8 protein-coding genes are annotated in these 14511 nt (G+C 74.0%); all 8 read left to right on the forward strand.

The features are described 5' to 3' along the window. Positions 1 to 6: 6 nt before the first annotated feature. The 8 genes from aroA to AB0K25_RS24180 are packed head-to-tail and all read left to right on the forward strand — an operon-like array spanning position 7 to position 14422. Positions 7 to 3237, forward strand: a complete 3231-nt coding sequence (gene aroA, locus AB0K25_RS24145; protein ID WP_363822832.1) for a 3-phosphoshikimate 1-carboxyvinyltransferase — start codon at positions 7 to 9, stop codon at positions 3235 to 3237. Continuing rightward, the gene (locus tag AB0K25_RS24150; RefSeq protein ID WP_208566718.1) at positions 3234 to 4382 is read left to right on the forward strand and encodes an acyl-CoA dehydrogenase family protein; all 1149 of its coding nucleotides are present in this window, start codon (positions 3234 to 3236) and stop codon (positions 4380 to 4382) included. Before aroA ends, AB0K25_RS24150 begins: the two co-directional genes overlap by 4 nt. Next, on the forward strand, positions 4379 to 5173 hold the full coding sequence (locus tag AB0K25_RS24155) for an SDR family oxidoreductase (RefSeq protein WP_208566717.1): 795 nt from the start codon (positions 4379 to 4381) through the stop codon (positions 5171 to 5173). Before AB0K25_RS24150 ends, AB0K25_RS24155 begins: the two co-directional genes overlap by 4 nt. After that, a complete protein-coding gene (locus tag AB0K25_RS24160; RefSeq protein ID WP_357534323.1) occupies positions 5170 to 7359 on the forward strand; it encodes an FAD-dependent oxidoreductase in 2190 nt (729 codons plus the stop codon). The genes AB0K25_RS24155 and AB0K25_RS24160 overlap by 4 nt, the downstream gene beginning before the upstream one ends. Beyond that, on the forward strand, positions 7356 to 9419 hold the full coding sequence (locus tag AB0K25_RS24165; protein WP_363822836.1) for an ABC transporter ATP-binding protein: 2064 nt from the start codon (positions 7356 to 7358) through the stop codon (positions 9417 to 9419). Before AB0K25_RS24160 ends, AB0K25_RS24165 begins: the two co-directional genes overlap by 4 nt. Then, positions 9416 to 11377 carry an ABC transporter ATP-binding protein gene (locus tag AB0K25_RS24170; protein WP_363822839.1) on the forward strand — a complete coding sequence of 654 codons (1962 nt, stop codon included), beginning with the start codon at positions 9416 to 9418 and terminating at the stop codon, positions 11375 to 11377. The genes AB0K25_RS24165 and AB0K25_RS24170 overlap by 4 nt, the downstream gene beginning before the upstream one ends. Positions 11378 to 11408: 31 nt before the next feature. Beyond that, positions 11409 to 12665 carry a cytochrome P450 gene (locus AB0K25_RS24175; protein ID WP_219462811.1) on the forward strand — a complete coding sequence of 419 codons (1257 nt, stop codon included), beginning with the start codon at positions 11409 to 11411 and terminating at the stop codon, positions 12663 to 12665. 32 nt (positions 12666 to 12697) lie between these two features. After that, positions 12698 to 14422: a condensation domain-containing protein gene (locus AB0K25_RS24180; protein WP_363822842.1), complete on the forward strand. Its 1725-nt coding sequence runs from the start codon at positions 12698 to 12700 to the stop codon at positions 14420 to 14422. The last annotated feature ends 89 nt before the right edge of the window (positions 14423 to 14511 follow it).

A 14511-nucleotide genomic window follows, 5' to 3' on the forward strand; every position in this document is an offset into this window, starting at 1 on the left:
GGGACTGTGCGTCTCGTCATCAAAGGCACGGCCGAGCCACTCGTGGGGGAGTTCGACGTCCCGGCGTCGAAGTACCACGCGCACCGGGCGCTGATGCTCGCGTCGCTGGCCGACGGGACCAGTCGCATCCACGGTGCCTGCCACGCCGGTCACGTGCAGCACACCATCCGGGCGCTGCGTGACCTCGGCACGGCCGTCACCGTCGAGGACGACGCCTTCGTGGTGCACGGCGGCCGGTACCGTCCGGTGCGGCCGGAGATCTCGGTCGGCAGCTCCGGCACCACGCTCTACTTCCTCACCGGGCTGGCCGCCCTGGCCGACACCCCGGTCGGCATCACCGGGCAGAAGTACTTCCGGCGGCGGCCGATCCGCCCGCTGCTCGACGCCCTCGCCGGCATCGGCGTGGAGATCAGCTCGACCGGCGGGCTGCTGCCGATCCGGGTCGCCGCCCGCCCGCCGACCGGGGGCCGGGTGCGGATCCCCGGCACCCTCTCCCAGTGGATCTCCAGCCTGCTGCTGGTCAGCCCGTTCGCCACCGGGCCCACCACGATCGAGGTGGTCGGTGAGTTCAACGAGCGGTCCTACGTCGACCTGACGGTCGCGATGATGCGCCAGTTCGGCCTGCACGTGCAGGTCAGTGGCGACGGCCGCCGGTACGACGTCGAGCCCGGCCAGCGGCCCACCCCGGCGGTGGTACGGCTGCCCCCGGACGTCGGCGCCGCCGCGTTCGGCCTGGCCGCGACCGCCCTGCACCCGTCCGACGTGCTGTTCCGGGGCCTGCCGGCGGTCCCCGCCGGGGAGCTGGACCATCCGGAGGCGCACCTGCTGGACAGCCTCACCACCATGGGCGTGCCGTTGACCCGTGACCCGGCGACCGGCTGGATCAGGGTGCGCCACGACGGGCTGCGGCTGGCCCCGGTGCGGGTGGACTGCCGTGCGGTGCCCGACATGCTGCCGGTGCTCAGCGTCCTCGGCTCCCACGCGCACGGCACCACCGTGCTGGACAACGTGGCCCACGTACGGCTCAAGGAGTCCGACCGGGTGACGGCGATGTTGCAACTCAACCGGATGGGCGGCCGGCTGCGGCTCGACGGCGACCGGCTCGTCTGCGAGGGGGTCGGCCAGTTGCGGGAGGCCGACCTGTCCTCGTTCAACGACCACCGGGTGTTGATGGCGCTGGCGGTGGCCGCTTCCCGGGCCACCGGCGAGACCCGGCTGACCTACCCGAACGCCCACCGGATCTCCTTCCCGCAGTTCCTCGAACAGATGAACGCCGTCGGCCTCAACATGTCGGTCGACCGGGCCCGCGCCCGCCGCCTGCCCCGACCCGCCGCCGGCGAGCCGGCCGGTCGGTTACGCCCCGACAACCCGCCGCCGGCCCGCCCGTCCCCGGTGTCGCCGGCCGGGACACCACCGGGTGTGACGCCGGCACCGACGCCGACGTCGTCGGTCGGGTTGCCGGCACCGACCCCGCCGGTGGTGACGCCGACGCCGTCGGGCGGGGTGTCGGCACGGGGGCGGTCCGTGGCGCTGCCGTCACCGGCGCGGTTGGCCGAGACACCCGTCGCCGAGCTGGTCCGTCGGCACGCCGGTGCGCGCCCCGACGCCGAGGCCGTGATCGAGGCGGCCTCGCCGGGGCGGCCCGGCACCACGCTGAGCTGGGGCGAGTTGGACCGCCGGGCCGACCAGGCCGCGTCGTTGCTGCGGGAGCTGGGGGTGGGCCCCGGCGAGGTGGTCGCCTGGCAGCTGCCGAACTGGACCGAGTTCGTGGTGCTCACGCTGGCCACCACCCGGATCGGCGCGGTCTGCTGCCCGCTGATGCCGTTCTTCCGGGAACGCGAGATGGGCCGGCTGCTGCGCCGCTCCCGGGCCCGGGTGCTGGTGGTCCCCGACCGGTTCCGGGGTCGCGCGCACCTCGCCGAGACCGCGGCGATGCTGGCCGGCCCGGACGCCCCGGGCGTGGCACACGTCCTCGTCGTCGCCGGCCACACCACCCCGGACGGCCACACCACCGCCGACGGCACCGTCATCCCGGCCGGCACCGCCGCACCGGCCGACGCCGCCGGACTGCCGGCGGACACCACGGACCTGCGCTGGCAGTGGTTCGGCCCGGCGCTGGCCCGGCAACGTCCCGACGGCGCGGCACCGGCCGCCCACCGGCCCCACCCGGCGGCGCTGGCCCAGTTGATGTTCACCTCCGGCACGTCCGGGGAGCCGAAGGGCGTGCTGCACCGCGTCGACACGCTGACCCGGGCCGCCGCGATGCAGGCCCGGCACCTCGGCCTGACCGCCGCCGACCGGTTGTTCATCCCGTCGCCGTTGGCCCACCAGACCGGCTTCCTCTACGGCATGTGGCTGGGGTTCACCATCGGCGCACCCGTGGTGCTGCAACCGATCTGGGACGGCCGGACCGCGCTGGAGACGCTGCACCACACCCGATCCACCTTCGTCCAGGCGGCCACCCCCTTCCTCGCCGACCTCGTCGAGGCCGTGGAGACGGGCGGGCAGCCACCACCGGTGCTGCGGGTCTTCGTCGCCACCGGCGCGGCGGTGCCCCGCAACCTCGCCGAGCACGCCACCCGGACCCTCGGCGCGGCGGTCTGCGGGGCCTGGGGCTCCACCGAATCGTGCCTCGGCACGCTCAGCGCGCCGACCGACGCGCCGGCACACGCCTGGGGCACGGACGGGCGGGCGCTGGAGGGGATCCGGATCAGGGTGACCGACGACGCCGGCACCGTGCTCGGCCCCGGCGTGGAGGGCAACTTCGAGGTCGCCGGGGACTGCCTGTTCGCCGGCTACCTCGACCGCCCCGACCTGACCGCGGCGGCGCTCACCCCGGACGGCTGGTACCGCAGCGGCGACCTGGCCACCATCGACGACGCCGGCTACCTGCGGATCACCGGTCGGGTGACCGACGTGGTCAACCGGGGGGGCGAGAAGATCCCGGTGGCGGAGGTGGAGCAACTGCTGCACACCCACCCCGCCGTGCGCGAGGTGGCGATCGTGGCGATGCCCGACCCGCGCCTCGGCGAGCGGGCCTGCGCGTTCGTGGTGACCCGCGGGGCATTCGGCTTCGCCGAGATGCAGCGGTTCCTCGACGCCCACAAGGTCGCCAAACAGTACTGGCCCGAGCGGCTGGAGACCGTCACCGCGCTGCCCCGCAACGTGGTCGGCAAGGTGCAGAAGTTCGTGTTGCGTGACCAGATCAGCGCAACGATCGGCGAGGAGGCAGAGTGACCCAGGCCGATGGCACGTCGTTCGAGACGTTGGCCCGTGAGGTCGAGGCGTTCGTCCGGGGCCCCGGCGAGGCGTACGCGACGGTGATCGAACGCGACCGCAGTGTCCCCGCGCAGCTCTGGACCGACCTGCGCGACCGGGGCTACCTGCGCCTCGCCGCGCCGGTCGACTACGGCGGGGCCGGCCTGTCCTTCACCCAGTACCTGCACCTGCTCGAACTGTTCTCGATGTCGCACGCCTCGCTGCGGATGATCGTGCACGTGTCCAACGGGGTGTGGCGCTCCATCGACCAGTTCGCCTCCGACGAGCAACGCAAGAAGTTCGTGCTGCCGCAGGTCGCCGGGGACCTGCGGGTCGCGTTCACGCTCACCGAACCGACCGCCGGCACCGGGGCCGACCTGCGCGCCAGCGTGACCCGCGACGGCGACAGCTACCTGCTCAGCGGGGAGAAGCACCTGATCACCTTCGGGGTGAGCTGCGACTACTGGCTGCTGTTCGCCCGGTGCGCGGGCAGCACCGGCAAGGACGGCACGGTGGCGCTGATGGTGGACCGGAACGTCGAGGGCGTCCGGGTCCAACCGATGCCCGACACCATGGGCGTACGCGGCACCGACCACGCGCACCTGACCTTCGACCGGGCGCCCGTGCCGGTCGCCAACCGGCTCGGCGAGGAGGGCGACGGGTTGGCCGTCGCGCTCGGCGGCTTCCTCACCCCGAGCCGGATCGGCGTGGCGATGACCTGCGTGGGGCTGGCCCGTCGGGCGCAGGAGCTGGCCGTCGAGCACGCCGGCAACCGGGTCACCTTCGGCAAACCGCTGGCGGCCCGGCAGGCGGTCGCGTTCGCGCTCGCCGAGAACGCCGCCGACATCGAGGCCGCCCGGCAGCTCACCCTGCACGCCGCCCGCCGCTGGGAAGCGGGTCAGAGCGACGCCGGGGCGCTGTCCTCGATGGCCAAGCTGGTCGCGGTGGACATGCTGACCCGGGTCACCGACAAGGCGTTGCAGGCGCACGGCGGCATCGGCTACTGGGAGGGCAGCACCATCGAACGGGTCTACCGCGACGCCCGCGCGCAGCGCTTCGAGGAGGGCACCAACGAGATCCAGAAGACCGTGATCGCCCGGGAGATCCTGGCGGCCGGACGATGACCGGCTACCAGGGGCGTACCGCCCTGATCACCGGCAGCTCCCGGGGCATCGGCCGGGCGCTGGCGCTCACCCTGGCCCGGGGCGGCGCCTCGGTGGTGGTCAACTACAAGAAGAACGCCGAACTCGCCGAGCAGGTCCGCAAGGAGATCGAGCAGCTCGGGGGGCGGGCCGTCGCGGTCGCCGCCGACGTGGAGCAACCCGAGGAGATCGAACGGCTCTTCGCGGTGGTCGAGCGGGAGTTCGGCACCCTCGACTACTTCGTGTGCAACGCGGCGGCCAGCTCCTTCAAGAACATCATGGACCTCAAGCCGCACCACCTGGACCGGTCGTACGCGATGAACATGCGCTCGTTCGTGCTGGGCGCGCAGCAGGCGGTGCGGCTGATGCCCGACGGCGGCCGGATCGTCGCGCTGTCCAGCTACGGCAGCATCCGCGCCTACCCGACGTACGCGAACCTGGGTGCGGCCAAGGCCGCGATCGAGGCGTGGGTGCGGTACATGGCCGTGGAGTTCGCCGGCCGGGGCATCAACGTCAACGCGGTCAACGGCGGCATCATCGAGACCGAGTCGTCGGGCTACTTCTATGACGTGCCCGGCATGGCCCCGCTGTCGGGGGTGCTGCCGCTGATCCCCAAGCAGCGGATGGGCACCGCCCAGGAGGTCGCCGACGTGATCGCCTTCCTGCTCTCCCCGGCCGCCGAGTACGTCACCGGGCAGACCCTGGTGGTGGACGGCGGGCTGTCGATCGTCGCGCCGCCGTTCACCCGGGACCTGAGCGGTCCGCTGGCATGACGACCGGGCTGGAGCGGGTATTGCGTCCCGGCCGCATCGGTCGGCTGGCGCTGCCGCACCGGATCGTGATGGGGGCGATGCACCTGGGTTGGGAGAACCGGGACGACGACGGTCGGGCGTTGGCGGCGTTCTATCTGGCCCGGGTCGCCGGGGGTGCCGGGCTGATGGTCACCGGGGGTGCTGCGGTCAGCGCCGCCGGTGCCGACGTGCCCGGCTTCGGGGTGCTCGACGACGCCGCCTTCCGGGACCGGCTGCGTCGGGTCGCCGGTGAGGTCGGCGCGGCCGGTGGCCTGCTCGCCCTCCAGCTGTTCCACGCCGGTCGCTACGCCCGGCCGGCGGCCGACGGTCCCCGCCCGGTCGCCCCGTCGGCGGTGCCCAGCCCGATCTCCCGGCTCACCCCGGACGCGCTGCCCGCCGCCGGGGTCGCCCGGATCGTCGAGGACTTCGCCCGGGGCGCACACCATGCCCGGGACCTCGGCTTCAGCGCCGTGGAGATCATGGGCTCGGAGGGCTATCTGATCGACCAGTTCCTCTCCCCGTTGACCAACCGGCGCGACGACGAGTGGGGCGGCGATCCGCAGCGCCGGATGCGGTTCGGGGTGGCCGTGGTGCGGGCGGTCCGCGCCGCGGTGGGCGCCGACTTCCCGGTGGTGATGCGGATGACCGGCGACGACCTGCTGCCCGGCGGCACGGACCGGGACACGGTGGCGCAGTACGCGCGGGCGCTCGCCGCCGCCGGTGCCGACGCGTTGAACGTCGGCGTCGGCTGGCACGAGTCACCCGTCCCGACGGTGCAGGCGGTGGTGCCGCCGGGGCACTGGGTGCCGGTGGCGTCGGTGGTCAAGGCCGCCGTGGGTGGGCTGCCCGTACTGGCCAGCAACCGGATCAACCGGCTGACGCAGGCCGAGGCGATCCTGGCCGGCACCACGCTGGACCTGGTGTCGATGGCCCGGCCGTTCCTGGCGGACCCGGCGCTGGTCGAGCGCAGCCGTGCGGGCCGCCCGGTGAACATCTGTGTGGCCTGCAACCAGGCCTGCATAGACCGTTCGCTGGTCGGTGCGGTGGTGTCCTGCATGGTCAACCCGCTCGTCGGCCGGGAGGCCGACCCCGGGTCCGGTGCCGCGCCGGCCGGGACCGACCCGACGGCCTCGGCCGAACTGCCGGCCTCGGTCGACCCGCCGATGCCGGCCGACCCGACCGGCTCGGCCGACCTGCCGATGCCGGCCGAGCCGGCGATCCACGTCGAGCCGATGCCGCCCGAGCCGGCGATCCACGTCGAGCCGGTGACCCGCGCCGGGCCGGTGGTGCGGGTCGGGGCGGTGGCCGGGTCCCGGGCGGTGGCGGTGGTCGGTGCGGGTCCCGCCGGGCTGCGCGCCGCCCACGACCTGGCCCTGGCCGGGCACCGGGTCACCGTCTACGAGGCGGACCGCGAACCCGGCGGGCAGTTCCGGCTGGCCTGCCGGGTGCCCGGCAAGGCCGACTACGCCGAGACGATCCGGTTCCTCACCGCCGAGCTGACCCGGCTGGGCGTGGTGCTGCACACCGGCTGGCCGGTCGCCGGGGCCGACGAGGACCTGCTGCGCCGCTACGACGGGGTGATCGTCGCCACCGGGGTGGTGCCGAGGCGGCCGGACCTGCCCGGCGGGGCCCTGCCGCACGTGCGCGACTACGGCACGGCCTTCACCGACGACGCGCTCGGCCGGCGGGTCGCCGTGATCGGCGGCGGTGGCATCGCCGTGGACCTGGCCCACCTGGCCAGCGAGCCGGGTGCCGGCCCGCCCCGGCAGGTCACCATCCTGCTGCGCGGTGACCGGCTCGCCCCCCGGATGGGACGCTCCACCCGGTGGGCGGTGCTCGCCGAGTTGCGCCGCCGGCAGGTGACGGTGGTGACGGGCGTCCGGGGCCTGCGTGTCGACCCCGACGCCGTGCACCTGGTCGACGGCACCGGCGCGGCCCGGTCCGTACCCGCCGACACGGTGGTGGTCGCCGCCGGTCAGCTGCCCGCCGACGCCCTGGTGCGGACGGTACGCCGGGTCGGGGTCTGGCACCGGGTGGTGGGCGGAGCCCGCGACACCGTCGGCTTGGACGCGGTCCGGGCGATCGCCGAGGGGCACGCTGCGGCGTTGGCGTTCCAGCGGGCCGCCCGTGGCACCGGCCGGGCCCTGCGGGTCGGGGAGCCGGCATGACCGCCGACGCGACGCACCCCGACACCGTGGCCGGGGTGCTGCGGCGGACCGCCGAGGACCGGTGGCGCATCGTCAGGTTGCTGCCCCGGGCGGGTGGCCCGGCGGTGTGTGCCGCCGTGGTGGTCAACCTGCTGCTCGCCGCCGCGCCCGTGCTGTTCGTCGTCGCGACGAGCCGGATGATCGGGTGGCTGCCGCAGGCGGTCCGCGACGGCGTCGACGCGCCGGCCTTCGGTCACCTGGTGACCGCGTTCGTGGTGGCGGCGGGCGCGCTCAGCGCCCAGCAGTTGCTGGCCCAGCTGCAGGTCGCCACGGGTCTGCTGGTGCAGCGGCGGATCGACGGGTGGGTGGCCGACGAGCTGATGACGGCGGCGTTGAGCAGCGTCAGCACGACCCCGCTGGAGGACCAGGCGCTGCTCGAACAGCTCACCGAGGCGTCCCGTGAGGTCGAGCACGGCATCCAGAGTCCGGGGGCGGCGGGTGCCGGGATGCTGGCCCTGCTCGCCCGCTACGGACAACTCCTCGGGTACGCGGTGATCGTCGGAGCGGCCTTCGCCTGGTCGGCGGGGCTGGGCCTGCTGGTGGCCGTGCTGGCGTTCCGGCACGGGCAACGCGGTGGCCTGCGCCGGTACGCGGCGATCTACGGGTCGGTGGTGGCCCGGATCCGCCGGCTGACCTACTTCCGGGGTGTGGCGATGGGCCGGCCGGCGGCCAAGGAGATCCGTATCTTCGGCCTGCTGCCATGGTTGCGTGAGCAGTACCGGGAGGCGTACCTGGACTGGATGCGTCCGGTGTGGGCGCAGCGGCGACGGGTCTACCTCAAGCCCTACTTCCTCTACACGGCGGTCGGCCTGACGGTGCTCGTCGCCGTGCTCGCCGCGCTGGGCCTGGCCGGTGGCGACGGGCAGCTCGGGCTGACCCGGCTGGCGCTGGTGATCCAGGCCGTGCTGGCGGCGGTCCAGCTCGGGGAGTTCTATCCCGAGGCCGACGTGCAGACCCAGTTCGGCATGAACGCCTACCGGGCGGTGGGCGAGTTCCGGGCCGGGATGCGCGACCGGACGGCCACCGGGGACGTGGCCGCCGGCCCCGCCGTCGAGCCTGCGTCGGGTCGGGCCGGCGACCGGCCGGCGGGCCCGGTGGACATCCGCTTCGAGGCGGTGTCGTTCCGTTACCCGCACCGCACCACACCGGTCTTCACCGACCTGGACCTCACCCTGCCGGCCGGGGCGTGCACCGCGATCGTCGGGCTCAACGGTGCCGGCAAGACCACCCTGGTCAAGCTGCTGTCCCGGCTGGCGCTGCCCGACGCGGGCCGGATCACCGTCGGCGCGACACCGGTCGACGACCTCCCGCCGGCACACTGGCGACGCCACCTGGCGGTCATCTTCCAGGACTTTCTGCGCTACGAGACCAGCGCCGCCGACAACATCGCGTTGGGTGCGATCGCCCACGCCGACGACCGGGAGGGCATCCGTGCCGCCGCCGACGCCGCCGGCATCCTCGACACCCTCGACGCGTTGCCGCTGGGGCTGGACACCCCGCTGACCGGTCAGCTCCGCGACGGGGTGGACCTGTCCGGCGGTCAGTGGCAGCGGGTGGCCATCGCGCGGGCGTTGTTCGCCGTCCGGCACGGCGCGTCGGTGCTGGTCCTCGACGAGCCGACGGCGAGCCTGGACGTCCGGGCCGAGGCACGGTTCTTCGACGAGATCATCGCCGCCACCACGGGGGTCACCACGGTGCTGATCTCGCACCGGTTCGCCACCGTACGCCGGGCGGACCACATCGTCGTGCTGGAGCAGGGGCGGGTGGTGGAGCAGGGTTCGCACGAGGAACTGCTCAGCCGGGACGGCCGGTACGCCCGGCTGTTCAGCCTCCAGGCGCAGCGCTTCGCCGCCCACCCCGACCCCGTGACGTCCGACGTCACCGACGCCGGCCCGCCAACGGCCGGCCCGCCAACGGCCGGCCCGGTGGACGGCGGCGCGGTGGACGGCGATCTCGACGGTGACCCGTTGGATGCCGGTGGCGCGGCGGCGGACGTCGGGTCGCCGGGGAGCAGCCGATGAGCCGCGGGCTGCTCTCCGCCGGGTGGTCGCTGTGGCGGACGTCGCTGCACCAGGACCGGCGTAAGGCGCTCACCGCGCTGGCCCTGGTCGTCGCCGGGGCGGTGGCGTGGCCCCTGGTGGCGGTGTTGCTGCGGGTGCTCTTCGATGCGGTCACCGCCGGCCGGCCGGTCACCGCGAGCGTCGCCGGCGTCGGCGTGGCGGTCCTGCTGATCGCCGGCCTGACCCTCGGCCACTTCGCCCACATCGCCTACTTCGAACTCGCCGAACTCGACGTCCTGCACGTGCACCAGCAGCTGATGGACGTCACCAACGGGTCGTCCGGGATGGCGCACGTCGAGCGGCCCGACTTCGCCGACAAGATCACCGTGTTGGAGCAGGACGTCCAACAGCTCCGGGTCGGTCTCCAGGCCGTACTCACCGGTGTCGGGCTGGCCGTGGCGATGACGCTGACGACGGTGGTGCTGGCCGTACTGCATCCGTTGCTGTTGCTGCTGCCGTTGGCCGCCGTGCCGCCGCTGCTGGCCGGGCGGCGGGCCGAGCGGATGGTGAACCGGGCCCGGGAGGGGGGTGCCGAATCCACCCGCCGCGCCCTCGGGCTGTTCCGGCTCAGCACCGATGCCGCCGCCGGCAAGGAGTTGCGGATCTTCGGCCTGACCGGCGAGGTGCGGCGGCGGCACCGCGGGCACTGGCAGGACGCCACCCGACGGTTGTGGCGGGCCCAGCTGGTGGCGAGCCTGGTGCGGATGACCGGGCAGTTGGCGTTCACGGCCGGTTACATCGGGGCGGTCCTGGTGATCCTGCGCGACGCCGTCGCCGGCCGGCGCGGGGTGGGTGACGTCATCCTGGTCGTCACCATCGCGGCGCAGGTCAATCAGCAGGTCGCGGCGGCGGTCGGGGTGTTGCAGGACCTCCAGCGGCTGCGCAGCGTCTACCGTCGGCTCGACGAGGTGCACGACCTGGTGCGTACCGCCGACCGCCCCGCGCCGCCCGGTCATGCCGCCGCGCCCGGTCATCCCGCGTCGGTCGACCACCCCGCGTCGGTCGACCTGCCCACCCCGGTCGACGAACCGTCTCCGGTCGACCACCCCGGGTCGGTCGACGCGTGGTCGGTGGGCGGCGACCCGACGTCCGGCGGCGACACCGCCCGGGACCCCGGGGGTGCGGGTCTGCCGCCGGCCCGGCTGCGGGAGGGCATCCGGCTGGCCGGGGTGACGCTGCGCTACCCCGGTGGGTCGCAGCCGGTGGTCACGGGCATCGACCTGCACCTGCCGGCGGGCGCCACCGTCGCCGTCGTCGGCGAGAACGGCGCCGGCAAGACCACAGTGGTCAAACTGCTCTGCGGCCTGCTGTCACCGACGTCCGGCCGGATTCTCGTCGACGGTGTCGAGCTGGGGGAGCTGTCGGTGCCGCGCTGGCGTGAGCGGATCGCCGCCGGTTTCCAGGACTTCGTCCGGTTCGAGCTGCCGGCCCGGCACACCGTCGGCGTCGGTGACCTGCCGCGCCGCGACGACGACCCGGCGGTACGGGCGGCGCTGGGCCGGGCCGGCGCCGAGGATCTGATCGGGCAGCTCGACGCCGGCCTGGACACCCCGCTCGGCCGTAGCCACACCGACGGCGCCGAGCTGTCCGGCGGGCAGTGGCAGAAACTCGCCCTCGGCCGGGCGTTCATGCGCGACGACCCACTGCTGGTGGTGCTGGACGAGCCGACCGCCGCGCTCGACGCGGAGGCCGAGCACGCGTTGTTCGCCCGCTACCGCGACCAGGCGCGGGAGGTGGCCGGCCGCACCGGCGCGGTCAGCGTGTTCGTGTCCCACCGGTTCTCCACCGTGCAACTGGCCGACGTGATCGTGGTGCTCGCCGACGGTGGCGTCGCCGAGGTCGGCAGCCACGCCGACCTGCTCGCCGCCGGCGGCCACTACGCCGAGATGTTCGAACTCCAGGCCAGGGCGTACCGGTGACCGGCCCCCATCGATTCCGGAGGACAAGGCAGTGACCAGCGCGACGCGTACCGACGAGTTCGACCCCTTCTCGCCCGAGTCCATGGACGACCCGTACCCCGCGTACGCCGAGCTGCTGCGCGCCGAGGAGCCGCTCTACCTGGCACAGCGCGACATGTGGTTGGTGATCCGTTACGAGCACGTCCGGTTGGCGGCGAAGAACCACGCCGCACTGTCCTCGGCCGACGGGATCGCCTACCACCGTTCGACGTTGCCGGTGCTCTTCGGGCTCGACCAGCCGGACCACACCCGGCTGCGGGCCCTGATCCGGCACGACTTCTCCCCGCGCGGGGTGCAGTTCTGGCGGCCGTTCATCGAGCAGGTCTGCGGCGAGCTGCTCGACGAGGCCGTGGCCACCGGCGACATCGACCTCGTCCAGCAGGCGATCATCCTGCAACCGGTGAAGGTCATCACCACCATCGTCGGGGTGCCCGACGACAACCTCGCCAAGCTCAAGCTCACCGCCGGCGTATTGGAGAGCTTCATCGCCAACGCCAAGGTCGGCGAGGACGCACCCGACGACCCGACCGAGAACGCGTTGCGGTTGCAGGCGGCCAAGGCCGCCCTGTCGTCGGTCGCCGGCCTCTCCGGGTACCTGGGCAACCTGCTCACCCGGCGGCGCGACGAGCCGGCCCGCGACGACGTGGTGTCGAAGCTGTTCGCCGCCGCGGCCTCCGGCGGGGTGACCGAGAACGAGATCCTCTGGCTGTGCCTCACCCTGCTGGTGGGCGGGCAGGAGACGATGACCCACTTCCTGGGCAACATGCTCGACGCGCTGCTCAACCACCCCGACCAGTTCCGGCTGGTGCGCGAGCGGCCGGAGCTGATCGGGCCGACGATCGAGGAGACCGCCCGGTTCTACCCACCGGTGCAGAACGTCTTCCGCACCGCCACCACCGACGTGGTGGTCGGCAACACCACCATCCCGCAGGGGGCCCGGGTGGAGCTGTCGTTCGCCGCCGGCAACCGGGACCCGCGCAAGTTCCCCGACCCCGACGACTACCGGATCGACCGGGTGACCGACGGTCACCTCGGTTTCGGTGCGGGCATCCACACCTGCGTCGGCGCGCATCTCGCCCGCCTGCAGGCCACCACGTTCCTGCGGATGCTCATCGAACGCACCGACGACATCGCACTCATCGGTGAGCTGGTCAAGGTCAAGAGTCCGGCGTTCCGGGGGCTCGACCACCTGCCGCTGCGGTTGACCCCGCGCTCGTCCGGTCCGTACGCGTCGGTGGGGCGGGCGTAGTGGGCACCGACGACCGTGCGCAGGGGGACCGGGTGCGTGACACGACCACCGGCGTCGCCACGATCAGCGTGCCGTTCGCCACGGGCGAGAACGCGACCGCGCCGCTGACCTGGGCGCAGAGCGTGATGTGGGGGCCGATGCAGTGGTTCGGCAAGGAGGCGAACCAGTTCAACATCGGCCGGTCCCTGGTGCTGCCCGCGCCGGTCGCGCCGGCCCGGCTGCACGCCACCCTGCGGGCCCTGGTCGAGGCGCACCAGACCCTGCGCACCCGGTACGTCGAGCGGGGTGACCAGCCGCAGCAGCAGGTCGCCGCGGCCGGGGCGTACGACGTCGTGGTGGTCGACGACCACGGTGACCCGGCCCGGGTCGGCGACGAACTCGTCGCCGACCTGACCGCGACGGCGTTCGACCACGAGGCCGAATGGCCGCTGCGGGTCGGCTGTGCCCGGGACCGGACCGACCGGATCAGCGCGGTCGCGCTCGTCGGCTCCCACCTGGCGTTCGACGGCTGGGCCTTCAACACCCTCACCGCGCTGCTGCTCGCCCGACTCGCCGACCCGCCAGCACCGCCGGCACCGGCGACCGGCAGCGGGGCGCAGCCGCTGGCGCAGGCCGCCCACCAGCAGTCGGCGGCCGGCCGGCAGCAGAGCCGGCTGGGGCTGCGACACTGGGAGCAGGGCCTGTCGACCGCACCGGCCTCGATGTTCGACCTGCCCCGCGCGGCGACCGGCGACCAGCCCATCGAACGGCACCTGCTGGATTCCACCGCGGTCACCGCGGCGGCGACGGCGTTGGCCGCCCGGACCCGTACCTCGTTCTCGACCGTGCTGCTGTGCCTGACCACGCTGGTCCTGACCGCCTACAACGGGCACCGCACCGCCGTGTTCAAGTTGATCGCCGGCAACCGCCTGGACCGCGACAGCCGCGACCTGATCGCCCTGAACACGTTGGACGCCCTGCTGGTGCACCCGGTCGACGGGGACGTCGACCTGCTCACCGCGATCCGGCAACTGCACCGGCCGGCGTTCGAGGCGTACCGGCGGGCCCCGTGCGACCCGGCGGGGGTGCGGACGGTGGTCGACGAGGTGGGCCGGCGGCGTGGCCTGACGTTCGACCTGTCGGCCTATTTCAACAACGGGCACCGGGGCAGCGACTGGGCGACGGTCGACCCGGACCCGGGGCCGGACCGCCTCGCCGAGCTGCGCCGGGACTCCCGTTACTCGCGGCTGGAGCCGCTGTCCAAGAGCGACATGCGGTTCTATGTCGCGGCCAGCAACCAGGGGGACGGCCGGTGCCGGCTCGGGCTGCTGGTCGACACGGCCTTCTTCCCCGGAGGGCTCGGCGAGACCGTCATCCGGGGCATCGAGACCCTGCTCTGCGCGGCGGTCACCGGTGTGGTCCGGGTCGCCGAGATCGCCGACCGGATCGGCCTGACCCCGGCCCGGCGGGGTCCCGACTGGGTGTCCACCCCGGCCGGCTGGGTCCGCCCGCAGGCGGTGGCGGAGCTGGTCGGCGAGGTGGCCGGGACGACGGCCTTCGCCGAACCGGCGGCCGACGGCGCAATCACCGCCTACGTGTCCGGTCCGGGTTCGCCCGCGGAACTGCACCGGCGCGTCCTCGACGCGCTGGCGGGCCGCCCGGGGCTCGTCGCGCCGACCGGGTACGTGATCTGCGGGTCGACGCCGCCCCCCGGTGCGGGGCCCGACGCGTGGCGTGCCCTGCCCGTGCTCGCCCGGGGCTCGGGGCGTGATGGGTAGGGCGTGGCGGCCCGGGGGTCGGCCCGACCGGGGTGGCCGTCCGGGTGCGCCGGGCGGTGCGGTGGACGGCTGCCGGACGTCGATGGTGA

It is taken from the genome of Micromonospora sp. NPDC049257 (assembly GCF_040678915.1).
Classification (GTDB): Bacteria; Actinomycetota; Actinomycetes; order Mycobacteriales; family Micromonosporaceae; genus Micromonospora; species Micromonospora antibiotica.

What these genes read in the sequence shown, in the direction of transcription:
- AB0K25_RS24155 (WP_208566717.1), top strand. Translation starts at nt 4,379, where the DNA reads ATGACCGGCTACCAGGGGCGTACCGCCCTGATCACCGGCAGCTCCCGG.
- AB0K25_RS24165 (WP_363822836.1), top strand. Translation starts at nt 7,356, where the DNA reads ATGACCGCCGACGCGACGCACCCCGACACCGTGGCCGGGGTGCTGCGG.
- AB0K25_RS24160 (WP_357534323.1), top strand. Translation starts at nt 5,170, where the DNA reads ATGACGACCGGGCTGGAGCGGGTATTGCGTCCCGGCCGCATCGGTCGG.
- AB0K25_RS24170 (WP_363822839.1), top strand. Translation starts at nt 9,416, where the DNA reads ATGAGCCGCGGGCTGCTCTCCGCCGGGTGGTCGCTGTGGCGGACGTCG.